This is a genomic window from Pantoea sp. RG18, assembly GCF_025910075.1.
Classification (GTDB): domain Bacteria; phylum Pseudomonadota; class Gammaproteobacteria; order Enterobacterales; family Enterobacteriaceae; genus Pantoea; species Pantoea agglomerans.
In genome coordinates this window covers 209,320-233,004 of the sequence record NZ_JAPCIL010000020.1, presented here as the reverse complement: position 1 = coordinate 233,004, position 23,685 = coordinate 209,320, and the positions used below count along the sequence as shown (strand labels likewise).

The 23,685-nt window shown below is 53.6% G+C and carries 20 protein-coding genes; 10 read left to right on the top strand and 10 right to left on the bottom strand.

What is annotated here, in order from left to right:
- Positions 1–51 precede the first annotated feature (51 nt).
- The 3 genes from OK409_RS21300 to OK409_RS21290 form a co-directional block, all read right to left on the bottom strand.
- Complete coding sequence (locus tag OK409_RS21300; RefSeq protein WP_022624580.1) at positions 52–954, bottom strand: alpha/beta hydrolase; 903 nt, start codon at positions 952–954, stop codon at positions 52–54.
- Between the two features lie 107 nt (positions 955–1,061).
- A complete protein-coding gene (locus OK409_RS21295; protein WP_010246806.1) occupies positions 1,062–1,385 on the bottom strand; it encodes an AzlD domain-containing protein in 324 nt (107 codons plus the stop codon).
- Positions 1,382–2,050, bottom strand: coding sequence for an AzlC family ABC transporter permease (locus OK409_RS21290; protein WP_010246808.1), 669 nt, complete (start codon positions 2,048–2,050; stop codon positions 1,382–1,384). Before OK409_RS21290 ends, OK409_RS21295 begins: the two co-directional genes overlap by 4 nt.
- A gap of 111 nt (positions 2,051–2,161) precedes the next feature.
- Here OK409_RS21290 and OK409_RS21285 point away from each other — a divergent pair, with 111 nt between their 5' ends.
- Positions 2,162–2,710 carry a helix-turn-helix domain-containing protein gene (locus OK409_RS21285; RefSeq protein WP_010246810.1) on the top strand — a complete coding sequence of 183 codons (549 nt, stop codon included), beginning with the start codon at positions 2,162–2,164 and terminating at the stop codon, positions 2,708–2,710.
- Here OK409_RS21285 and OK409_RS21280 read toward each other — a convergent pair whose 3' ends face one another.
- Complete coding sequence (locus OK409_RS21280; RefSeq protein WP_111534292.1) at positions 2,711–3,049, bottom strand: ASCH domain-containing protein; 339 nt, start codon at positions 3,047–3,049, stop codon at positions 2,711–2,713. It abuts the gene before it with no gap.
- A gap of 119 nt (positions 3,050–3,168) precedes the next feature.
- Between OK409_RS21280 and zigA the strand changes: the two genes are divergently transcribed.
- Entirely contained in the window at positions 3,169–4,398 is a 1,230-nt protein-coding gene (zigA, locus tag OK409_RS21275; protein ID WP_010246814.1) for a zinc metallochaperone GTPase ZigA, read from the top strand.
- A 92-nt stretch (positions 4,399–4,490) separates the two neighbouring features.
- Positions 4,491–5,669 carry an NAD(P)/FAD-dependent oxidoreductase gene (locus OK409_RS21270; RefSeq protein ID WP_163852185.1) on the top strand — a complete coding sequence of 393 codons (1,179 nt, stop codon included), beginning with the start codon at positions 4,491–4,493 and terminating at the stop codon, positions 5,667–5,669.
- Between the two features lie 3 nt (positions 5,670–5,672).
- Here OK409_RS21270 and OK409_RS21265 read toward each other — a convergent pair whose 3' ends face one another.
- Complete coding sequence (locus OK409_RS21265) at positions 5,673–7,043, bottom strand: aldehyde dehydrogenase family protein (protein ID WP_264367489.1); 1,371 nt, start codon at positions 7,041–7,043, stop codon at positions 5,673–5,675.
- A 459-nt stretch (positions 7,044–7,502) separates the two neighbouring features.
- Between OK409_RS21265 and OK409_RS21260 the strand changes: the two genes are divergently transcribed.
- The 3 genes from OK409_RS21260 to OK409_RS21250 all read left to right on the top strand — a co-directional run bounded on the left by OK409_RS21260 (position 7,503) and on the right by OK409_RS21250 (position 12,410).
- Positions 7,503–8,432 (top strand): RepB family plasmid replication initiator protein, encoded by a 930-nt coding sequence (locus OK409_RS21260; protein ID WP_010246820.1) that lies wholly within the window; start codon positions 7,503–7,505, stop codon positions 8,430–8,432.
- A 1,799-nt stretch (positions 8,433–10,231) separates the two neighbouring features.
- Positions 10,232–11,431 (top strand): AAA family ATPase, encoded by a 1,200-nt coding sequence (locus OK409_RS21255; RefSeq protein WP_010246822.1) that lies wholly within the window; start codon positions 10,232–10,234, stop codon positions 11,429–11,431.
- A gap of 7 nt (positions 11,432–11,438) precedes the next feature.
- Positions 11,439–12,410, top strand: a complete 972-nt coding sequence (locus OK409_RS21250) for a ParB family protein (protein ID WP_010246824.1) — start codon at positions 11,439–11,441, stop codon at positions 12,408–12,410.
- Positions 12,411–13,556: 1,146 nt separating this feature from the next.
- On the opposite strand, the gene OK409_RS21245 is transcribed toward OK409_RS21250, so the two are convergent.
- Genes OK409_RS21245 through OK409_RS21230 form a run of 4 tightly spaced genes read right to left on the bottom strand, consistent with a single transcriptional unit; the run spans position 13,557 to position 17,526 of the window.
- Positions 13,557–14,567 (bottom strand): transketolase family protein, encoded by a 1,011-nt coding sequence (locus OK409_RS21245; protein ID WP_022624574.1) that lies wholly within the window; start codon positions 14,565–14,567, stop codon positions 13,557–13,559.
- Position 14,568: 1 nt separating this feature from the next.
- Positions 14,569–15,411, bottom strand: a complete 843-nt coding sequence (locus tag OK409_RS21240; protein WP_033779973.1) for a transketolase — start codon at positions 15,409–15,411, stop codon at positions 14,569–14,571.
- Positions 15,412–15,423: 12 nt separating this feature from the next.
- On the bottom strand, positions 15,424–16,722 hold the full coding sequence (locus OK409_RS21235; RefSeq protein ID WP_060679377.1) for an MFS transporter: 1,299 nt from the start codon (positions 16,720–16,722) through the stop codon (positions 15,424–15,426).
- Between the two features lie 54 nt (positions 16,723–16,776).
- Positions 16,777–17,526: an SDR family NAD(P)-dependent oxidoreductase gene (locus OK409_RS21230; RefSeq protein ID WP_022624571.1), complete on the bottom strand. Its 750-nt coding sequence runs from the start codon at positions 17,524–17,526 to the stop codon at positions 16,777–16,779.
- 197 nt (positions 17,527–17,723) lie between these two features.
- On the opposite strand from OK409_RS21230, the gene OK409_RS21225 reads away from it, so the two are divergent.
- The 4 genes from OK409_RS21225 to OK409_RS21210 all read left to right on the top strand — a co-directional run bounded on the left by OK409_RS21225 (position 17,724) and on the right by OK409_RS21210 (position 22,701).
- Positions 17,724–18,626 carry a LysR substrate-binding domain-containing protein gene (locus OK409_RS21225; protein ID WP_129063259.1) on the top strand — a complete coding sequence of 301 codons (903 nt, stop codon included), beginning with the start codon at positions 17,724–17,726 and terminating at the stop codon, positions 18,624–18,626.
- A gap of 199 nt (positions 18,627–18,825) precedes the next feature.
- Positions 18,826–20,277: a sugar porter family MFS transporter gene (locus tag OK409_RS21220; protein ID WP_022624569.1), complete on the top strand. Its 1,452-nt coding sequence runs from the start codon at positions 18,826–18,828 to the stop codon at positions 20,275–20,277.
- 345 nt (positions 20,278–20,622) lie between these two features.
- Entirely contained in the window at positions 20,623–21,183 is a 561-nt protein-coding gene (gene pagP, locus OK409_RS21215) for a lipid IV(A) palmitoyltransferase PagP (RefSeq protein ID WP_010246837.1), read from the top strand.
- A gap of 18 nt (positions 21,184–21,201) precedes the next feature.
- Positions 21,202–22,701, top strand: coding sequence for an alpha/beta fold hydrolase (locus OK409_RS21210; RefSeq protein WP_264367488.1), 1,500 nt, complete (start codon positions 21,202–21,204; stop codon positions 22,699–22,701).
- A 39-nt stretch (positions 22,702–22,740) separates the two neighbouring features.
- Here OK409_RS21210 and OK409_RS21205 read toward each other — a convergent pair whose 3' ends face one another.
- Positions 22,741–23,595 carry an aldo/keto reductase family oxidoreductase gene (locus OK409_RS21205; RefSeq protein WP_187494798.1) on the bottom strand — a complete coding sequence of 285 codons (855 nt, stop codon included), beginning with the start codon at positions 23,593–23,595 and terminating at the stop codon, positions 22,741–22,743.
- Positions 23,596–23,685: the final 90 nt, after the last annotated feature.

Genomic DNA, 23,685 nt, shown 5'->3' with positions numbered 1-23,685 from the left:
AACTCCGGGCTTGTGATGAAACGCCATCATGCCGCGATGCCCGGTCAGATATCAATCCCGGCTACCGGAAACTATTTCCAGCGTATCCACCAGCGATGAGGGTAATATCTGGCCGTGACTCTGACCGGGATAACGCGTCAGAATCAGTCTGGCACCGCTCGGGCGCAGGATGTCGGTAAGTGCACGCTCTTCCTGCTGAAGATCGTCAGAGTGGCCGGTTCGGCGTTCGGTGATGCCATCGCCCTCCATCAGATAGAGCGACAAATGTTTTAGCGGTCCGGCGTCGGCGCGTCGGGCCAGGGTAAGAATGCGCTGATGATTCCAGCTCAGCGAGGGAGCGGCCGAAAAGTAATGGCTGAACCAGGCGGCATGAAAGAAGGTATCCAGCACGAACAGTCCGCCGTAGGAGTGACCCCAGAGCGCACGCCGCTGCGGATTACTGGGCGCAAGGCGTTCTGCCCACGGGACAATTGTGTTCAGCAGCAGCTGACGAAACTGATGGCTGCCTCCGCCTTTGCGGCCATGAGGCTGAGTGACCAGAGTATCAGGCGCATCATTGGGTGGGGTGTAGTCGTAATTACGCGCCACCACATCAAAGGGCAAATGGGTGTCGTAACCCACCGCGACCAGCACTGGCGGCGTGCCGCTGCTCAGCTTTTTAAGCAGAGGTTCTGTCAAATGTGCCATCGCCGCATTGCCATCCAGTAGCCAGAGCACCGGATAGCCGCCTGGCGGCGCATCGCTTTTGGGGATAGCAAGCCACACCCGATAGTGCCGTTCCCCATCCTGTGAGACAAACTTTTTACTCTGGAAGCGATACCAGGCGGAACCTGTGTCGGCGATGTTCTTGCCCAGCGGACGCATATCGGGTCGGGCAATGGCCGGAACGGCGGTTAAACCGGCTGTCATCACGGTCAGCAGCATCAGGAGGAAACAGGTACGGATAGTGTTCATTCAGCAATCCCTGCAAGGTTATCGGGCTAATCACGCCTGAGAGAGTGCCATCCTGACAAATTTTCACCGCGATAACATCCCCGCTTTTGCCGGGGTTAATGACATCCTCAGGGCACGCCGAGAAAACGCAACAGCGCCGTCATCGCCGCCGCCCCCAGAATAATCATAATCAGCGGCGCACGACGCCACGCCAGCAACAGGGCAAAGCCCACGCCCGCCACCCGTGCCACACCGGCAAAATGCTGGCCTTCAAACAGCGTGGTGGTGGCCGCTACCGCCAGCAGCAATATCGTGGCGGCGTCGGAGAGCATCTGCTGGGTGCGCTCGCTTATCGGAAGACGGTTTCCCAGCCTGACGCCTGCAAACCGCATCAGATAGGTTCCGGCAGCCAGCAGGGCAATCCCGGCGATAATCATTCCCTGATGTGTCATTTGCGCGATCTCCATGTCAGCAGGCCCAGCAGTGAAAACAGCACCGGCATGCCCGCCGGAACCAGTGGCGTCGCCAGCAAGGAGAGCAGCGCGCCGACGGTCGCGGGGATCCGGGTGCGTCGCTGGCGCAGCGCCGGGAAGATCAGAGCAATCAGGATCGCCGGAAACACCGCATCCAGTCCGATCACCGAGACATCAGGAATAAACTGCCCGATTGCTGCCCCGATCATGACGCTGACCGGCCATATCAAGCCGATACCGATACCGCACAGCCAGTAAGCACTGCGGCGCTGCGCCAGTTGCGGCTGAGAGATCCCAAACACCACACTTTCATCGTTCATGATGTGACAGCCCAGCCAGCCTGACGGACCCTGCCCCACCAGATCCTTGACCGCGATGCCAAACGGCAAATGACGTGCGTTTACCAGCAGGCCCGCTGCGGCGGCGGTAAATGGACTGCCGCCACCGGCCACAATGCCGATAAACAGGAACTCCGACGCCCCCGCCAGCACCAGCGTTGAGAGCGCCAGCGGCACCCAGAGCGGAAACCCGTCGGCCGACGCCAGCGAGCCATAGGATAAACCAACAATTCCATCAGCCAGGCAGACCAGAAAAATCGCTTTGATCACCCCTTTGTCCAGCAACTGCATTTGCGGAAAAAGCATCACTCTGTCTCATAATGAACATATAATCCGATATAATGAACACTGCGAAAACGTTTTACAAGATGAACGTTATGTTCGATATAAAAAACATTCAGGTTATCAGGAGTGCGTTTGAATACCCCTATCAGCATTATTGCCAATGCCTTAGTACGTGAACGTCAGCGAGCCGGTCTTTCACTGGCTGAAGTGGCGCGCCGCGCAGGGATCGCCAAATCTACGCTGTCACAGCTGGAAGCGGGTAATGGCAATCCGGGCATTGAAACCCTGTGGTCGCTTTGCGTAACGCTGAACATTCCATTTTCACGTCTGCTGGAGCCGGATGCGCGTCGTCTGCAGGTGATTCGGCGTGGAGAGGGCCTGACGGTTACCGCCGATCTGGCCGATTATCAGGCCGTTTTGCTGGCCTCCTGCCCGCCCGGCGTTCGGCGTGATATCTATCTGCTGGAAGTTCAGCCCGGCAGCGAACGCATTTCCCAGCCCCATATCCCCAATACCATTGAGCATATTATTATCGCTAAAGGGCGTGCGCTGGTGGGCCCGGTCGACAGTGCGGTGGAGCTGGATGTGGGTGATTACATTACCTATCCGGGCGATGAGCTGCATATCTTTCGGGCGCTGGAAGCCGATACGATGGCGCTGCTGGTGATTGAGCACAGCTGATCACTGTTTAGTGAGCTTCTGCAGGGTTTCTGCGGGCGTGAGGTGAGTGATTAGCTGCACCTCACTGCTCAGCCTGATCTCCGGATAGTGCTCGCGCATCCCTTCCAGCAGCACCTCATCAGGCCATTCCTCCTGTTTCCCCAGCGTCGCGGCGACTTCGCTTAAGCGCAGCGTGTCGACCTGCTTCACCCACACGATTACCGCGTCCGTTTCATCGTGCTGATTCACCAGTCTCAGCGGACCCATGGTGATATCTCCCTCCTGCCAGCGAATCGTCGAGGTTTTCTCTCCGGACCTGACGGCTGGCATCAGACGCGGGACAAGCGTGAGTTGTTGCATTTCCACTCCCTTTTAAACGCTCATTGGTACCCACAACAAAAACACAAATCAGGATTGAAAACAAACTCACTAATGTTATGTTATAACGTATCTATAATCCCATTCTTACAGGTAACATCATGACACTCTCTGCTCTGACATCCGACGATCCTCGTCTGCCGGTTGCCGTTCTCTCCGGCTTTCTCGGTGCCGGTAAAACTACCCTGCTTAATCATATTCTGAACAACCGCGAAGGACGGCGGATCGCGGTGATCGTCAATGATATGTCTGAAATTAATATTGACGCTGCGCTGGTGCGCGATGGCGGCGCGCAGCTCTCCCGCACCGATGAAAAGCTGGTCGAAATGAGTAACGGCTGCATCTGCTGCACGTTGCGTGAAGATCTGCTGCTGGAGGTAAAACGTCTGGCTCAGGCCGGGCGTTTCGATCACCTGGTGATTGAGTCTACCGGCATTTCTGAACCGTTGCCGGTTGCCGAAACCTTTACGTTTGAAGATGAAGCGGGTGAAAGTCTGTCAGCCTATGCCCGGCTGGACAGTATGATCACCGTGGTCGATGGCTTTAACTTCCTGCGCGATTATCGTTCAGCCGATGATCTGCAGTCACGTGGCGAATCGCTGGGCGCGCAGGATGAGCGCTCAGTGGTTGATCTGCTGGTGGATCAGATTGAGTTTTGTGATTTGCTGGTGCTGAACAAAACGGACCTGCTCAGCCCGGCGCAGCTGCACCAGTTGAAGGGCATGCTGCAGGCGCTTAATCCGCACGCGCTTATTGTGAACAGTGAGTTTGGGCAGGTTCCGCTGGACTGCCTGCTGAATACCGGCCGGTTTGATTTTGACCGGGCAGCGCAGGCACCCGGCTGGCTGCAGACCCTGCGCGGTGAGCATCAGCCGGAATCGGAGGAGTATGGCATTCGTAACTTTGTCTATCGCGCCCGTCGTCCGTTCCATCCGCAGCGTTTCTGGCATGCAGTAAACCACCAGCTTGACGGCGTTATCCGCTCTAAAGGCTACTTCTGGCTGGCCAGTCGGCCGGAATATGCCGCAATGTGGTCGCAGGCGGGCGCGGTGGCACGTCAGGGTTATGCCGGGCGCTGGTGGGTCAGCGTGCCGCGAACTGAATGGCCACAGGATGCAGATTCGCTCAACTTTATCGCTGAACAGTGGCAGGAAGGTACCGGCGATGCGCGCCAGGAACTGGTCTTTATCGGCATTGAGATGGACGAGAAGAGCGTCCGTGCCGCGCTGGATCATGCGCTGCTGACACCACAGGAGATGGCTGCGGGGCCTGAACAGTGGATCACCCTGGCCGATCCGGTGCCCGCATGGTTCGATGAAACCACCGCCTGACGCTGCGGTTGACGTACTTCTTTGACTTCGCAATAGTAAACGAACCGGCGGGTAGCAGTTTTCCACTAATCCCTGTTCAGGAGAGACCAGATATGCCACAACGTATTGCCGTAATCGGTGCAGGCGTGCTGGGTTTAGCCGTCGCGCAATCATTGTCGCGACGGGGCGCACAGGTCACCGTCTTCGATAAAAACTATCCTGGCAGCGGAACCAGTCAGATCAGCTATGCCTGGGTCAATGCCAACGGCAAAGAACCCACCAGCTACCATGATCTTAATGCCCATGCGATAGACGAGCACAAGCGCTGGCAGGCAAGCCATCCTGCATCACCCCGATGGCTGCTGGAAACCGGCACGCTTGAGTGGGCGGCCGATGAATCATCCCTGCGCCAGCTGGCGCAGCGCGCAGCAAAGCTTACGACGCTCGATTACCCCGTAGAGAAACGTAGCCGCGCCGCACTTCTGGGTGCAATGCCCGAGTTGCGGCTTGATCCCCGCGTTCAGCACGCCTGGTCTTTCCCGTCGGAGTGTCTGCTTTATCCGAGCCTGTTTATCGCCTCTCTGCTGGCAGACCTGCGTACCAGTGGCGGGCAGCTGGTCTGCAACAATGAAGTGACGACGCTCACTGAATCGGCGCAGGATGTCCATCTTACGCTGGCCAGTGGGGATGAATGGCGCGGCGATCAGCTGGTGCTGGCGACCGGCCGCTGGGCACCGGAACTGATAAGCCAGTGCGGGCTTGAACTGGCGATGACCGATGCGAATCGAGCCGATCCTGTTGCCTGCAGTTTTCTGGCGCAGACCCAGCCTCTGCCGATCCCACTTAAATGCAATCTGATTACCCCGGAACTGAATGTGCGGCCGGATGGCGGTGGCCGTCTGATGCTGCAGGCGCTGGATCTGGATCAGCATGCCGATCCGGCGCGGCCGGTCTCGCCGGATGGACTGATTGGCAAAGAGATGCTGCGTCGATTGCGGCGGCTGTTTAAAAACACGGAAGGCGCGAGAATTGAGCGGATTGAAACAGGACAGCGGTCGCGTCCGGCAGATGGCTTGCCGGCATTAGGCTACATCAGCGAGTCAGCACGCGTTTATCTGATGGTAAGCCATAGCGGCATGACACTTGCCCCATTGCTGGGCAGGCTGGTGGCTGAGGAGATGCTGAGCGGCACAGGCTCACCAATGCTGAGTGCGTTTGCACCGCATCGGTTGCTGCGTCCGCTCAGTGCGGTCGCTAAAACAGCGCCCGCTTATCTTCCGTCGGCACAGTAAACACTAGCGACGATTCTTCCACACGGTCTGCACGTTACAGAATTCGTGCACACCAAAGTGCGACAGCTCACGGCCGTAGCCGCTTTTCTTCACACCACCGATGGTAACGCGCGGATCGGACGCGCCGTTGCCATTAATAAACACAGCACCGACTTCCAGCTGCAGCGCCAGACGATCGGCAATCTCTTCATTACCGCTCCAGACGGTGGCGCTGAGGCCAAATTCGCTGTCGTTGGCGATCTCCAGCGCATGTTGTGGATCCCTGGCGACCGCAATAGCGGCTACGGGGCCAAACAGCTCCTGCCTGAACGCGGTCATGTTGCTGGTGACATCAGCGAGGATGGTCGGCGCGTAGTAGTTACCCTGCCCTGCCACTTTCTCGCCGCCCAGTACCAGACGTGCACCTTCACGCAGCGTGGCTTTTACCTGTCCATCCAGTTCGTCACGCAGATCGGCGCGTGCCATCGGGCCCAGGAAGGTGTTTTCATCCAGCGGATCGCCCATGGTGAGTGCCTGGACCGCGGCAGTGAAGCGTTTTTCAAATTCTTCAGCGATCGGAGCTTCCACAATAAAGCGTTTGGCAGCCATACACACCTGCCCGGTATTCTGGAAACGTCCAATAACGGCTGATTTAACCGCTTCATCAAGATCGGCATCCGCCAGCACGATAAAGGGATCGGATCCACCCAGCTCCAGCACGGTTTTCTTAAGTGCTGCGCCCGCCTGTGCAGCGATCGCGGCGCCAGCCCGGACACTTCCGGTAACGGCAACGGCGGCAATGCGGTCATCTTTGATGGCTACGGAGACACCATCGTTGTCAACGTTGATCAGGTTAAAGCCGCCAGCAGGCAGATCAGTTGCCCTGAACAGCTCAGCCATCAGTGTGGCGCTTCCCATGACGTTAGGCGCGTGTTTGAGCAGATAGGTGTTGCCTGCCAGCAACATACTCACTGCGCCCCGCAGAACCTGCCACAAGGGGAAATTCCATGGCATTACAGCCAGGATCACCCCGATGGGACGGAATCGCTGCCACGCATCGGCAATCTGCGTAGGCTGATCGGCCAGCATTGCAGGGCCATGTTCCGCATACCAGTCGCATAAGTTAGCGCATTTCAGAACTTCAGCGCGTGCCTGTGCTATGGGTTTGCCCATCTCCAGGGTGATCATGCGGGAAAGATCCTGCTCACGCAGACGGATCTGTTCGCCAAGCTGACGCAATACGCGAATGCGGTCCGTCATGGTGCTCTGTTTCCATGCTGCAAAAGCAGATGCGCTTTCAGTCAGTGTCTGTTCCAGCTCTGCACTGTTCTGCAAAGGATAGCGTGCCAGAATTTCACCAGTTGTAGGGTTACGTGATAAGGCATGTTCAGTCATGGTGCCGTTTTCCTCATTCTGTCAGTGATGGAGAGACGATACGCGCTGTAGTTGATGATGAAAAATGAATAATAGTGAGGAAGTTGTTTATCGATTGAGAATGAATGCGGCTATGACCGATTAGTCGGTCAGGCAGTGGGCAGATTGCGGGCCAGTTTTTGCTGGTGGTCAACACGTCTGAAAATGATGTTACGCCTTAAGTTTTCCACTTATACAGTGACCAGATCCTAATAAACGATCCTTAATAGATCATATAGAGATCCTAAGAGATCCCCGATCGTCGCAGGCCGCACCCCACAAGGGCTGAAAGGGTGATCGCGTTCACTATAATCAGTAAAGTGTTCACTGTAATCAGTACTTTATTCACTGTACCAGGTAGAATGTTCACTGTAAACAGTGCTAATGTTCACTGTAGTCAGAAAACGATCCCTTTCATCCACAGAATGAAGATCTTACGCCATGGCAGATAAAGACAACGAAAACAAAGCGTTACTTGAACCTTTTCTGTCAGTGACAAAAAACAGCGGTGAAGTTATTCAGCTTCATCCCAACAAGAATAATACCGTTCAGCCTGTCGCTTTAATGCGTCTTGGGCTGTTCGTACCGACGCTGAAATCTACTGCACGCGGTAAATCCGGTGCTATGGCATCAACGGATGCGACGAAAGAGCTGAAGAATCTGACGCTGGTGAAAGCGGAAGGCTACGAAAAGATTACCATTACCGGCGCGCGGCTGGATATGGATAACGATTTCAAAACCTGGGCGGGTATTATTCAATCTTTTTCCCGCTATCCGACCAAAGGCGATACCGTCACGCTGCCGTTTATCGATTTTGTGAAGATGTGTGGCATTCCCTCTGCCAACTCTTCAGCTGCCCTGCGCAAGCGTCTTGATGCCTCTCTGCGCCGTATCGCGACCAATACGCTCTCTTTTGAAGGCAACGGCAAGGCCTATCACACCCACCTTGTTCAGTCTGCTTATTACGATCGCGAAAAAGATATTGTGCGCATCCAGGCCGACCCCAAGCTGTTCGAACTCTATAACTTCGACCACAAGGTCCTGCTTCAGCTCCGTGCGATATCCCGTCTGAAGCGTAAAGAGTCTGCGCAGGCGCTTTACACTTTCCTGGAAAGCCTGCCAACCAATCCAGCGCCTATCTCGCTTGCACGCCTGCGTATGCGCCTGAACCTCGGCTCTAAGACCACCACGCAGAACCATGTCGTGCGGCGCGCGATGGAGCAGCTGAAAGAGATCGGTTATCTGGATTACTCAGAAGTGAAGCGTGGCCGCTCAGTCTTTTTTATTATCCACAGCCGTACGCCTAAGCTTGATGGCATCAGTAATCTGGAGAGCATCGATTCGCTGGATGAGATCGAGTTTGATGATTAACTCCTCATGTTCACTGTAATCAGTATTCCTGCGTGGCAGTGTCACTTTCTGCGTTACCGGTGACATTGCGCCATCCACTCTTCATTCACTGTAATCAGTACTCCCCAGGGATTCACTGTGATCAGTAACGTTCACTGTAATCAGTATACGGGCCGCCGGGCAAAAGTGTGTTCTTCCCCCCTCTCCCTTCTGCGTGCCATTTTATAAGGCTTAACAAGTAAGTTAGTACTTACTCTCATATTGGTTAGCACTCACTTATACCGTGTTTACTGATTACAGTGAATGCCCTGACTTCGGTTGGCTAACCCCTCTCTGCTGATTACAGTGAATCCTTTTTACTGACTACAGTGAATGCCTTTGCTCTGGCCTGTTCTCAAAGAGCATTAACGACTGGCCAGCAAATCAGGGCTGGATGCGGTTTACCATGAGGGGTCTGCTCAGCGTGATTCACATGATACGTATGACCTGAATGACACACGTAACCAGAGAGAGCAGCGTGACACTGTTACTGATTACAGTGAATGTTTGCCGATGGGCACTACCCTCGCCTCACCATTGAATCTCTTAAACGGCTTTCCGAATCGCTACTGATTACAGTGAACGTTGTTGCCAGATGTCCGGTCTGAAGCGAGTCATAACTGCCATGGCGAGATGCTAATCTTGTACTGATTACAGTGAACGTTCTGCTGATTACAGTGAATGTTTGCTGCGGTGTACCTGAAGGCATCGTGCATTCTACTGATTACAGTGAACGTTAAAGTGAACCTGCTGACGGCATTGCTGATGTATACGATACGGGGCTGGTGCATGACTGGCTGAAGGGCGACAGAAGAAGCCGTTGCTCGCAAGGTCTGGTCACTTCATAACTCACGACCACGTCGGCACACACTGATGCAGAACAGAATCGCCTCTGTCTACTTACTGCTATCTGCTGACTCATATTACGACCCTGTCGGCACGCCCTGATGTAGAACAGAATCGCCTCTGTCTACTTACTGCTAACTACTGACTACAGTGAATGTTTGCGTGGCTGTTCTCCTTCTCATCCCTCTTCTGCTTGTGATGTTACTGACTATAGTGAATGTTTACTGCTTTCTGGATTTACTGATTACAGTGAACGTTTATGGGCTTTACGCTTCTGTATCGCAGACCAGAGTCGGTTGTGACGTTGCCGGTGTATATTCCCTCTCCAGATTCCGATGCTTTTATCATCCGCTGAGGATTTTTCAACCCATCCTTACTGACTACAGTGAACGTTTACTCTGCCCTGCTCCCTCTTCTGGCTCCTGATCGGCAAGTCTACTGATTACAGTGAACGTTGCTCTTCACAGAGCTGAACACGTAAAACGCTACTGACTATAGTGAATGTTGAAGTGATGCAGTGGCAAAGATCAGCACAGCAACCTGCAGTCACTGCCTGAAATCCATTTATCAATGTATCCATCGCTCTTTCGCCTGCTCCATAACGTCACCGAAAGAGACACAAGCTTTACTGACTACAGTGAACGTTTGATCTCAAGGTTCGTCTTCTGTGTTCTCCCCTTTCCCGCTCAATGTACCCGGTTTGTCTGATGATTTTTTAAACCTGTTTGCTCACTACAGTGAATGTTCTGCTGATTACAGTGAATGCTTACCGCAATTAACCTGCAAAATATATTCGGCGAGACGAAATAATGTGATGAAGCTCACCAAAACCCGTGTGGTTACATAAAAACGGAGATTATGTTGAGAAGATAATTTATTGCCTCACGTGCAGGATTTCTGTATAAAGTCATAAATCCTACATGTTTGGAGCAACTATGGCTAATGATGACAAGCAGGTGATGAAGGTTGCGCAGCGTTCAGAACGCATGCTGCTAAGCCTCACCGAGCAAATTCAGGCGCAAAAGCAGGAACTGCATGAAAATACCTACTATCAGGTCTATGCCAAAGCGGCGCTGGCAAAGTTGCCCAAACTGACCCGAGCCAGTGTGGATTACGCAGTCAATGAGATGGAAGAGAGCGGTTATCAATTTGATAAACGCGCGGCCGGTTCTTCCGTTAAATATGCTATGTCGATTCAGAATATTATCGATATCTATCATCATCGTGGCGTGCCGAAGTATCGCGATCGCCATAGTGACGCTTACACCCTGTTTGTCGGTAATCTGAAGGGCGGTGTCTCCAAAACGGTTTCTACCGTCTCGCTGGCACATGCGCTACGTGCACATCCCCATCTGCTTTTTGAAGATTTGCGCATCCTGGTTATCGACCTTGATCCGCAGTCCTCAGCAACCATGTTCCTGAACCATGAGCGCTCCGTCGGGCTGGTGGAAGCGACTGCGGCGCAGGCAATGCTGCAGAATGTCTCACGAGATGAGCTGGTCAACGAGTTTATCGTTCCGTCGATAATTCCGGGTGTGGATGTGCTGCCAGCATCGATTGATGACGCCTTTATCGCCTCAAGCTGGGATCAGCTTTGTGCTGAGCATCTTCCGCAACAGAACGTTCACGCCGTGTTGTATGACAACGTTATTGCCAAACTGAAAAAAGATTATGACTTTATCTTTATCGACAGCGGCCCGCATCTTGATGCCTTCCTGAAGAATGCGATTGCAGCGTCAGATCTTCTGATGACTCCGGTGCCACCGGCTCAGGTAGACTTTCACTCGACACTAAAATACCTGACACGTCTTCCGGAACTGATTGCGATTATCGAAGACTCCGGCGCTACCTGTCGGCTGCAGGGTAATATTGGCTTCATGTCGAAGCTCTCCAATAAAGCAGACCACAAACTCTGTCATAGCCTGGCAAAAGAGATTTTTGGTGGCGACATGCTTGATGCTGCCCTTCCCCGCCTTGATGGTTTCGAACGTTGTGGCGAATCCTTTGATACGGTTATCTCCGCCAATCCTTCGACCTACGTCGGCAGCAGCGAAGCGTTGAAGAATGCACGGTCCGCCGCAGAAGACTTTGCTAAAGCCGTCTTCGACCGTATCGAATTTATTCGCCTGAACTGAGGTTTGTATGAGCGCAAAAAGAATTACGATTGGCAGAACCTTCAGCCAGACTCCACTGGAAAATGACACGCCAGACAGCCAGCACAACCAGACATTCGTTCTGGCAACGGGCAAGCGCGCGTTGTTTCGTTTTGAACGCATTGCCGCCAGCGACGTTGAAAGCAAAACGTTTGTCACAATGGAAACCAACGGTCGCGATCAGGCAGGCCTGACACCTGATTCGCTGCGCGACATTATCCGGACCATTAAGCTGCAGCAGTTCTTTCCCGCTATCGGCGTGATGCGCGATGACCGCATCGAAATCCTGGATGGCTCACGTCGTCGGGCAGCCGCGCTCTATTGCAAAACCGGCCTGGACGTGCTGATCACTGACGCGGCCATCACGGCTGATGAAGCCCGCCGACTGGCGCAGGATATTCAGACGGCACGGGAACACAATCTGCGCGAAGTGGGGATGCGTCTGTTAACACTTAAAGATGGCGGTTTGTCGCAGAAGGAGATTGCTGAAAATCAGGGTTTGTCCCAGGCTAAAGTGACGCGTGCCCTGCAAGCCGCCAGCGTTCCGTCAGATTTGATTTCACTTTTTCCTAATCACGCCGAGCTGACCTATCCCGACTATAAAGCGTTGTTACAGGCAGCTGACAAGTTGAGTGAGTCCGGGCAAAGCGTTGAAGCTCTGATCAAATCCATTTCAAGGGAAATTGATGTGGTCTGTGCCCGTGAAGGTCTGGCCGAGGACGAGCTTAAAAATCATATCCTGCGTCTGATTCGACAGGGCAGCCAGACTCTGATCAAAGAACCGGAGAAAGATAAAACTCAGGCGACTGCGCTCTGGTCTTTTGCGGATAAAGATCGCTTCGCCCGCAAAAAGGTACGCGGACGGATGTTCAGTTATGAATTTAACCGGCAGTCGAAAGAGTTGCAGGAAGAGCTGGATAAAGTTATTGCGGAGACCCTGAAAAAATATCTCAACCGTTAACGTATCTGCACTCAAATCAGCCAGCGATAGACGCTGGCTTTTTTTTCGATTTTTGTAGCGAGTCGTCGTTAAAAGAGATGGTGGACACCCAAATTTCAGGCTGAAATCGCCAGATTTTTAAGTGTGAATTCCTGCTTAAGATATTGAAATATAATAAATTACCTTATTTTCTCTTGCTGAAAAACTGCATGAAATCGCCACTTCGCTGAACTCTTTCGCCAGATACCGAAGCCGCTTCCAAACCGCACAGGTCACTATAAACAGAGATAGCGGGTTTCGTCTGATGCTATCGTTGATAAATTTCATGGCCGCCAGCGCGCATCCGACGGTCAGAATATTGCAAGTAATGATTTTCCGGGGCTGGTTCATTAGTGACCAATCAACCCCCACTGAACCTCATTAACAGCGTACCGGCTTCACACACTCCGCTAAACCCTCTGCCTGGCCTTTCTCCAAACATTAGCCCGCCAGCGATATTTCGTGATTAACTGTTTGTTTTTAATATAAAAGATGCAAGAATTTCAGCCTGAAATCGCCATGCCTGCAGTTAAACGCTCCCTCGTTTCAGGCCTGAGGGCGAACGGATAAGATCAGAAAAGAGGCGTATCTTGAGAGCAGTAAAGTCCTGAACAGAGAGTGAAAAAAGATACTCAGAAACTATCCCTCACTTATCCACAGAAAAAGTGGATAACTTTTTCTGCGCGATAAAATTTTTTTTTGAAGAGGTGCGATACAAGATGCAGCTTTGGCAGGGAACTCCATTAAAACCTGATCAGCGCGAAAAGATTGTCACAGTCTGCTCATGACGGAAAGGTAGTTGCATGGCATCAGATTCACTGTATTGGGTAAAGCAGATGAAATCGGCAGCTTACGGACGAAGAGCCCCTATCGGCCTACCTGATAAAAGGCGATGGCTCACTGCACTGCTGTTTACAGTGAATTGCGAGAAATAACGTCTGTATGGCATTGAAACGGGTTATCAGTGGCTGTTATCAGCATACAGCGTAGTTGCTGATGCGCAGAGAGTGCTGACCACTGCAATCAGTAATCAGACCGATGTGAAGTGACGTAATGCAATGATGATCTTCCACGGCAGAACCGAACCTATGCAGAAGAAAACCGGGCCAGGCCCGGTTTTGATATGAATCAGGCTTCAAGCCAGGCGGTTATTTGCTTAACCATGGCATCCGTTGAGATGCCATAACGGTCATGTAGCGTCGGTAGTGCGCCTGCTGCAAGGAAAGCATCCGGCAGAGCAATCTGTTTAAAGCGCGGTGTCACATGGTTTCGCATTAACAGGCCGGCAATAGCTTCGCCTAAGCCACCGGTTATCGAATGATTTTCAGCGGTGATAACCAGCTGGTTATGATGCAGTGCTACTCCCGCCTCACGCAGGATGGTCTCTTCATCCAGAGGCTTAATCATGGGTGAGTGAACCACACCGACCTCAATCCCCTGCTTCTCCAGCGCTTCAGCGGCCTCAAGCGCCCGCATGGTCATCAATCCGCTGCTGATAATAACGGCATGCTTACCGCCGCGCAGGCGCTGAGCCTTACCGTGCTGATAGCGATAGTCATATTTATCCAGCACCAGCGGAACCTTACCGCGCAGCAGGCGCAAATAGACCGGACCCTGATGTTCAGCGATAGCCGGTATCACCTGGCTAATCTCCAGTGCATCGCAGGGATCGATGATAGTCAGGTTCGGCATGCCACGGAAGATTGCCAGGTCATCAGTCGCCTGATGACTCGGTCCATAACCGGTGGTCAGGCCCGGCAGTGCGCAGGCGATTTTAACGTTCAGATTCTCTTCGGCGATGGCCATGCAGATAAAATCATAAGCGCGGCGGGAAGCAAAGACGGCATAAGTGGTGACAAAAGGCATAAAGCCTTCACGCGCCATACCTGCTGCGGCGCTCATCAGTAACTGTTCCGCCATGCCCATCTGATAAAAGCGTTTCGGAAAAGCCTCTGCGAACAGGTGCAGATCGGTGTATTTACTTAAATCAGCCGTCAGCCCCACCACATCTGAGCGCTGCTCTGCCAGAGAGACCAGGGCATGTCCAAAAGGAGCTGAAACCGTGGGCTGGCCTTCAGCGGCGATCGAGGCGATCATGGCGGATGTGGTCAGACGTTTTTTTTGCGGTTGTGAACTCATCTCAGACTCCTTGCTCAAGTGCTGTCAGGGCTTTGTCCCACTCATCGGCATCGACCCGAATAAAGTGGGTTTTCTCACGACTTTCCAGAAACGGCACCCCTTTGCCCATTCGGGTATCGCAAATGATGACGCGCGGCTGGGGTTCGGGCCAGCTGCGAGCCGCATCAAAGGCGGCCTGCAAAGCAGAGATATCGTTGCCATCAACCCGCTGGGTGTACCAGCCAAAAGCCTGCCAGCGATCCACAATGGGTTCAAAAGCGAGAATCTCACTGCTATGGCCGTCAGCCTGCTGATTATTGACGTCGATAAGGGCGATCAGGTTATCAAGTTGCCAGTGTGAGGCGGACATTGCCGCTTCCCAGGTAGAGCCTTCATTCAGTTCACCATCTGAAAGCAGGTTATAGACTCGTGCCTGCGAGCCTTTCTGCTTCAGCCCAAGACAGGCACCCACGGCAATACCTAATCCATGACCCAGTGAACCGCCGGTAATTTCCATGCCTGGGGTATAGGCAGCCATGCCGGACATCGGCAAGCGGCTCTCATCAGTCCCATAAGTTTCCCTTTCTTCTTCAGGTATCACGCCTGCTTCCAGCAAGGCGGCGTAAAGGGCGATAGCGTAATGGCCAATCGACAGATAGAAGCGATCGCGCTCTTCCCACTCAGGTTGATCCGGCCGGTAATTCATGGCGTGGAAATAGCTGACAGCAAGCAAATCGGCGGCACCCAGCGCCTGACCGATATATCCCTGCCCCTGAATCTGCCCCATTAATAAGGCATGGCGGCGAATATTGGTGGCTCGTTGCTGCAATGAGAGCACGTGTGAAGCGTGACGAGAGTCAGTCATATTACCTCCTGATTAACGATTAACGTCCGCTGCCCGGATGCGCAGCACGCATAGCGCGCCACCCAGCAGGACGGCAGCAATAAAGTACATTCCGGAAGCGGGCGTACCGGTTGCGGTGGTGATGGTGCCTATCAGCCACGGTGAGAAAAAACCGGCCAGATTAGCAATGCAGTTCACGGCGGCGATGCCTGCGGCGGCAGAGACGCCACCTAACAGATTGGTCGGCAACATCCAGAACAGCGATGAGGCGGAAAGAATGCCCGCAGCGGCAATACAAAGGGAGAGCAGTGACAGGGAAACGCTATGGCTCAGCAGAGTTGCCAGCGTCAGTCCGGTGAGTCCGATCAGCATTGGAACAATCAGATGCCAGCGGCGTTCACGATAGCGATCGCCACTGCGCCCGGCCAGCAGCATAAAGATAATGGCGCAGAGGTAAGGCAGACTGGTCAGCAGCCCAATATGCAGCGGTTCACTGACGCCTGAGTTTCTCACCAGCGTCGGTAACCAGAACGTCAGGGCGTACTGACCCATCACCACACAGAAGTAGATCAGCGCCAGCAGCCACAGACGACGGTCGGCGACAAAGGCTTTTACCGTGCCATGACAGGCTTTCTGCTGATTATCCTCGTCCAGATCGGCACGCACGCGGCGTTTCTCATCTTCATCCAGCCACTCTGCCTGTTCAACGCGATCCTTCAGAACCAGCAGTACCACTAATCCCATAACAAGGGTGGGGATAGCTTCCAGCATAAACATCCACTGCCAGCCGGCCCATCCGTGAAAGCCTGCAAAGGTCGCCATAATCCAGCCTGAGAGCGGGCCGCCAATCATCCCTGAAAGTGGAATGGCGACAAACCAGAGCACGGTCATACGCGCGCGACGGTGTGATGGAAACCAGTAGGTCAGGTAGAGCAGTAAACCTGGCGCAAGACCGGCCTCGGCGACGCCGAGCAGAAAGCGCAGCAGGTAGAACTGCCATGCGGTTTCTACAAAGGCGAACAGGGCTGAGATGATTCCCCATGTGATCATAATGCGGGCAATCCAGCGGCGTGCGCCGACACGGTGCAGGATCAGGTTACTCGGCACCTCAAAGAAGAAGTAGCCGATAAAAAAGATCCCGGCACCCAGTCCATACACGGTTTCGCTGAGAGACAAATCATCCATCATCTGTAATTTAGCGAAGCCCACATTGACGCGATCAAGATAGGCGCAGAGATAACAGAGCATCAGCCAGGGCATCAGGCGCCAGGCAATTTTGCGATAGGTGATATCGCGCGCAGCAGAGGCTGCGCTCAGATTAAGCGTGGTCATGGTGTTCACTCCCGAGGTTACCCCGCCAGGCGTGCGGGCAGGGAAGGGCGCTATTTAATGGATCAGCATGCCGCCGTTCACATCCAGCGTGATGCCGGTGAGATAACCGGAGAGATCGCTGGCGAGAAACAGCGCAGCGTTGGCGACGTCACTGGCGGACCCAAGGCGGCCGAGCGGAATTCCGTCGAGAATGGCGTGGCGGCGTTCATCCTGTAACAGGCCACCAGTGATGTCCGTCTGGATCAGACCGGGCGTCAGGGCATTAATGCGTATCTGGTCAGGGCCAAATTCGCGCGCCATCGCTTTAGTCAGGCCCAGAACGCCCGCTTTAGCGGCACTGTAGTGCGGGCCGCCGAAAATCCCGCCGCCGCGCTGTGCTGAGACCGAGGACAGGCAGATGATGCTGCCGCCTTTCTGCTGCTGCATGGTGGGGATCACCGCCTGAGACATCAGCAGCGTGCCGCGCAGATTGACATCAAGAATACGGTTGTAATCCTCGATGCCGATTTCCAGTGTTTTAACCGGCTGAGTAATACCTGCATTGTTGACCAGCACATCAATACGGCCGAAGTGCTCAAGAACCTGGTCGATGGCACGACGAACAGAGAGGGGATCGGTCACATCGGTGGCCAGGCCGAGATGCCCCTCACCACAAGACTGTGCGCTGGCCTGGGCGGCCTGCAGATCTAAATCGAGCACCACCACGCGCGCACCATGTTGAGCAAAACAGGCGGCTGTAGCCCGGCCAATGCCGCGCTGAGAGGCGGCACCTGTAATAATCGCAACTTTGTTTTCGAGTAACATTGTCCACTCCAGAAAAATAATTATTAGTGGTTCGGTATCGCTACCGGCAGGGTCACGATCAGAATTGATAAAGCGGCTAATATTGGCAATGCAAAAAAATTCATTTGATGCTGAATGAATTTGTTGGTTTGATGCAGTTAACAATTCTGCGATTTAAAAATGGGCACACATCACAAAATTCCAGTGTGGAGAGGCGGATGGAAAAGCAGTCTGATCACTTACCTTCGATTAAATCACTGCGGGTTTTTGAGCAGGTGGCCCATTTTGGTAATGTCGCGCGTGCGGCCGAGGAATTAAGTATTACGCCTTCGGCGGCCAGTCATCAGCTGGCAAAACTGGAGCGTGAACTGGGCTGTATTCTGTTTAATCGTTCGGCAAAGGGCGTAGTGCTGACGCTGTCGGGTGAGCATTACCTCAGGGAGATTGGTCCGATACTGCTGAGTCTGACGCAGGCGACTGCACGCATCAGTAACGAGAAAGCCCGCAGCAACCTCAGGATCCACTGCGCGCCCAGTTTCGGTCTGCTGTGGCTGTTGCCGCGCATCCATAAATTTCGCGACAGCTATCCCGAGTTCCAGCTCACGCTCTCCTGCTCTTACGAGAATTTATCTTTCAGCCGCGACAATATTGATATTGCGATACGCCATGGATTCCCGGACTGGAACTCATTCGAGATTAAAACGATCCGCCACGAAAGAATGTCGGTGCTGGCCTCGCCTGAGTATCTGAAAAAACATCCTGTTCATCAGGCCGCTGATTTAATTCATCATGCGCTGATATTATCGGAGTCGCCGCTTATTCAGTGGCCGCAGTGGTTTGCTTCTCAGCAATTACCTCAGCCAGATAAAGAGTGGTTATTTCGCTTTGATCGCTCTTATATGAGTCTTGAGGCGGCGATGTTAGGCCACGGTCTTATATTTGAAAGTGAATTGCTGGCGGAGGATTATCTGCGCAGTGGAAAACTGGTCAGAGTCTTGTCCGAACAGGAGAGTCTGCCCGTCAGCGCCCATCATCTGGTCTTCCCGCGTGGATTTGCCCAGTTTCCCCGCGTCGCGCATTTCCTGAGCTGGATCCAGCAGGAACTGAAAGTGTTAACCTAATGTTAAAATAACTTTCACGACGTCATTATTGCGCTGGTTTATTTATCCGGTTAACTATCCCTGTTATAAAAATCGCATTGCTAAAGCTAACTTTTAAATACCGTCTACACTTCTTTACCCACTCGGTAAATATGTTCCATTTCTATTCCGTATGAAATTTAATCAAACGGATGTTTAACTAATTAATGGCAGGGATATTATGAGTACGAATACACCAGACTCTGGTGAAGCGGGCGATCACGCGCCTGCGGATACGGTACGCCAGCGTATTTTTTTAGTGGTACTGGTTGCCACTATGGGCGCGCTGGCTTTTGGTTATGACACCGGGATAATCTCGGGTGCGTTACCCTACATGACCTCACCACCCGATCAGGGTGGACTTGGACTGAATTCATTCACTGAAGGGCTGGTAGCCTCTTCGCTGGTGTTCGGTGCCGCGATAGGCTCTTTTCTGAGTGGTTTCTTCTCTGACCGGTTTGGCCGGCGTATTACACTACGCAGCCTGGCGGTTATTTTTGTGCTGGGTTCACTGGGAACAGCGCTGGCGCCTTCTGTCAACGTCATGGTGGCAATGCGCTTCCTGCTGGGGATTGCTGTCGGCGGCGGTTCCTCTACCGTGCCGGTGTTTATCGCCGAAATTGCCGGACCGCGCCTGCGTGCGCCGCTGGTCAGCCGCAATGAGCTGATGATCGTTACCGGACAGCTCATTGCTTATGTTGCCAGTACGCTGCTGAGCTATCTGCTGCATGATGAGCACCTGTGGCGCTACATGCTGGCAATTGCCATGGTGCCGGGTCTTTTGCTGTTTATCGGCACGTTCTTCGTTCCCGCCTCACCACACTGGCTGGTCGCGGAAGGGCGTCTGAAAGAGGCTAAAAAGATCCTGAAGTATCTGCGTGAAACGCCGCGTGAAGTGCGCCATGAGATGGCGCAGATGAAGAAGCAGGCGAGAGCGGCGGAACGTGGGCCGGATGCGAAAACCCTGATCCGTGAGAAGTGGGTGATTCGCCTGATGGTTATCGGCGTCGGTCTGGGCTTTGTTGCCCAGTTCACCGGGGTAAATGGTTTTATGTATTACACCCCGATCATCCTTAAACAGACCGGACTTGGCACCAGCGCCTCGATTGCCGCGACCATCGGTAACGGCGTGGTCTCAGTGGTGGCGGCGATTGTAGGTATCTGGGCGGTTAGTCGCTTCCCGCGCCGGACGATGCTGATTACCGGCCTGTGTCTGGTGGTAGCTTCGCAGATTATGCTGGGCAGCGTGATGACCTTTATCGCTCCCAGCCTGATGCAGAGCTACCTCGCCCTGGCCTGTATTCTGCTGTTCCTGTTCTGCATGCAGATGTGCATCTCCCCGGTCTACTGGCTGATGATGTCGGAACTGTTCCCGATGCAGTTGCGCGGCGTGTTAACCGGCGGCGCTGTCTCACTACAGTGGATCTTTAACGCGATAGTCGCCTTTGGTTTTCCACCGATAATGGAATATGCCGGCAGCACCACCTTCTTTATCTTTGCCGCGATTAACGTCGGGTCGCTGATCTTCGTGATGGCGATGGTGCCAGAGACGCGGGGCAAAAGCCTGGAAGAGATTGAGTCACACATGAAAGAGAAGTTTGGTGAAAAGCCAAAAGAGGCTGAAGCCTCCTGAGTCTCCCACCGGATTCAGCCCACCGGCTGAATCCGGTTTTACCTCCTTATCGCCTTATCTTGTTACCTCCTTATCTTCTTACTAACCGTTGCACCGCATTTCTCCGTCCTTATCCTCACTAAATCCCAGCAGACAACATTCACTGTAATCAGCAATTTTCCCTCGATTAATTTCCATACAGTTCTGGCGATTTCAGGCTGAAATCGCCAGAACCTGACTGAATAAGCTGTCGTTATTGTCTTCAGAAACTACCGGTTAAGCGAAGCATGACCGCTGACAAAGATTGCATCAGGCTCTGCGCTATACTCATTTTTCATCTGCTCCGCACGCTGACCGGTACGCACTATGAAAATTTCAACCACCACGGCAGTTTTTGCCGCATTGCTGACTGCTGCGCCATTGCATGCTGAAAACACACCAATCTCCTCCTGGTGGAATGGATTCACTGACGATGTTGCGCAGACCTGGAACGCGCCTCAGCATACCGATCTCTACCTGCCATTTATCAGCTGGCACGCCCGCTTTATGTACGACAAAGAAAAAACCGATAACTATAACGAGAATCCCTGGGGAGGCGGTCTGGGCATTTCCCGCTACAGCGACAGCGGCAACTGGAGCGCGCTTTATGCAATGGCTTTCAAAGACTCACACAATGAGTGGCAGCCGATTGTCGGTTATGGCTGGGAGAAGGGCTGGTATCCTGGTTCGAATCAGGACTTTCGTCTTGGCGCGGGATTAACCGCCGGTATCACTGCACGCGAAGATTTTGGTAACTATATTCCGCTACCGATTATTCTGCCGCTGTTCTCTGCCGGTTATAAGGCGCTGAATGTACAGTTCACCTATATTCCGGGCACGTACAATAATGGCAACGTGCTGTTCGCGTGGTTTCGCTATGCATTTTAATTTTTCAGGAAAGGATTTATGACCTGGAGGTGGAAAACCGTCACCCGCAGGCTCTGGCGTCTTGCGATTGTGTCTGGAGTATTGTTACTGCTGCTACTGATTATTCGAATCTATGAAGCGGAGCGCGGGCCGGAGTTACATCGCTGGCACACCTGGGTCCCGCATGAACTGACAGTGGAACAGCTTGATAATGCGACCTATGCCGACTACCTCAAGGCCGAAAATCATCTGTTCGACGAGATGAAGCAGCAGGTCAGCAACCGGCTGGATGCGGAAGATAAAACGCCACTCAACCGATACTATGCCGGCAGCATGATCTATCCGGGGCATTTCGCGCAGGACTGGAACCGTTCCTATATTCTGCAACCGACGGGCAGGCCGCGCGGTGCGGTGGTGCTGTTACATGGACTGACCGACAGTCCTTACAGTCTGCGGCATGTGGCAGAGGCTTACCGTCAGCAGGGTTATGTGGCAGTGGCGATACGGTTACCGGGTCACGGTACGGTGCCTGCGGGTCTGACCGATGTTGACTGGCAGGACTGGATGGCCGCCACACGCCTGGCGGTGCGGGAAGCGACCCGGCTGGCGGGCACGCAGACGCCGCTGCATCTGGTGGGTTTCTCGAACGGCGGGGCGCTGGCGATAAAATATGCGCTCGACAGCCTGGGCGATCACACGCTGCGTCGTCCGCAGCAATTGATTCTGTTATCGCCGATGATCGGTGTGACTCGTTTTGCCCGGTTCGCAGGTGTTGCCGGGTTGCCCTCTGTTTTCCCTGCCTTTTCGAAAACGGCCTGGCTGAATATCGTGCCGGAGTTTAATCCGTTTAAATACAACTCTTTTCCGGTTCACGCTGCCCGGCAGACCTATTTGCTGACGCAGGCGCTGCAGAAAGAGATCCTGCAATATGCGCGTAATCAGCAGCTCTCCGGTTTCCCGCCCGTGCTAACCTTTCAGTCGGTGATGGACTCCACCGTCAGTACGCCTTCGGTCATCCGCTCGCTCTATAATTATCTGCCAGTGAACGGCAGCGAACTGGTGCTGTTCGATATCAATCAGGCGGTCAGCGTCAGTCCGTTATTCCGCCACTCCTCATATACCGCGGTTAATCAGCTGTTGCCTGCAGCGCGTCGGAATTACTCATCCACGGTGATCACTAATGCCTCCGCCACCTCACTGGAGATGGTGACAAAAAGCGTTCCCGCGGGAGAGATGCAGGAACGGATTCAGCCGCTGGCAATTGCCTATCCTGCGGGTCTCTACTCGCTGTCGCACGTTGCGATTCCGTTCCCGGCCGAGGATGGGTTATATGGCAGTGCGCCCGCGCAGAAGAATGAGTTTGGTATCAGTTTTGGGACGTTGTCACTGCGCGGCGAGAGTGCAGTGCTGATTGTCGGGCTGGACTCAATTATGCGCGCCACCTCTAACCCGTTTTATCCTTATATGATTAACCGAATCGATCATCACATCAGTTGTAGCGACAAGCCGCAACTTGCGGCCTGCCTCAGCAGTTTCTGAATCAGTACAGCATCAGGCCCGCATCGTGCGGGCCTGATGTTAAATAGCGTTCAGCTTTTCCATCACATCATCCGACAGTTCCAGGCTGCCGCTGGCAAGATTCTCTTTAAGATGTTCCGGGGAAGAGGTGCCTGGAATCAGCAGAATATTTGGCGATCGCCGCAGCAGCCACGCAAGTGCGACCTGCATCGGCGTGGCATTCAGGGATGCAGCCACTTCATTAAGTTGATCCGACTGCAACGGAGAGAAGCCGCCCAGCGGGAAGAACGGCACATACGCAATTCCCTGCTGCGCCAGCTGATCCACCAGCTCATCATCCTGTCGATGCGCCAGGTTATACATATTCTGCACGCAGACAATCGGCGTCATCGCCTGAGCTTCTGCGATCTGCGTGGCGGTAACGTTACTCAGTCCAATATGGCGAATCAGTCCGCGTGCCTGTAACGCCAGCAGCGCCTCCAGTTGTGGCTTAAGAGAGCCTTCTTTGGGCCTGGCCGGATGCAACATACTGCGCAGGTTCACCACTTCAATCACATCCAGCCCCAGGTTGCGCAGGTTATCTTCAACTGCCTGCTTCAGCGCCTCTGGCTCCATCGCCGCCAGCCAGCCGCCTTTGGCGTCGCGTCGGGCACCCACTTTGGTGACAATGCAGAGATCCTGCGGATAGGGATGGAGCGCCTTTTTAATCAGCTGGTTGGTTTCGTGCGGACCATAAAAATCGCTGGTGTCGATATGATTAACGCCTGCCGCGACAGCATCGCGCAAAACCTGGATTGCCCGGGCTTCATCTTTTACCGGGCCGAACACGCCCGGCCCGGCCAGTTGCATTGCGCCGTAGCCGATACGGTTAACTTCACGATCGCCTAACGTAAAAGTCATGGTGGTGTTTGACATGAAAACCTCCTGCATGAATGTAGATCAATTGTAACGGTGATTCAGCTGTGCAACTATCCGGTGAAATCAGGACAGACTGTACGGGGTGAT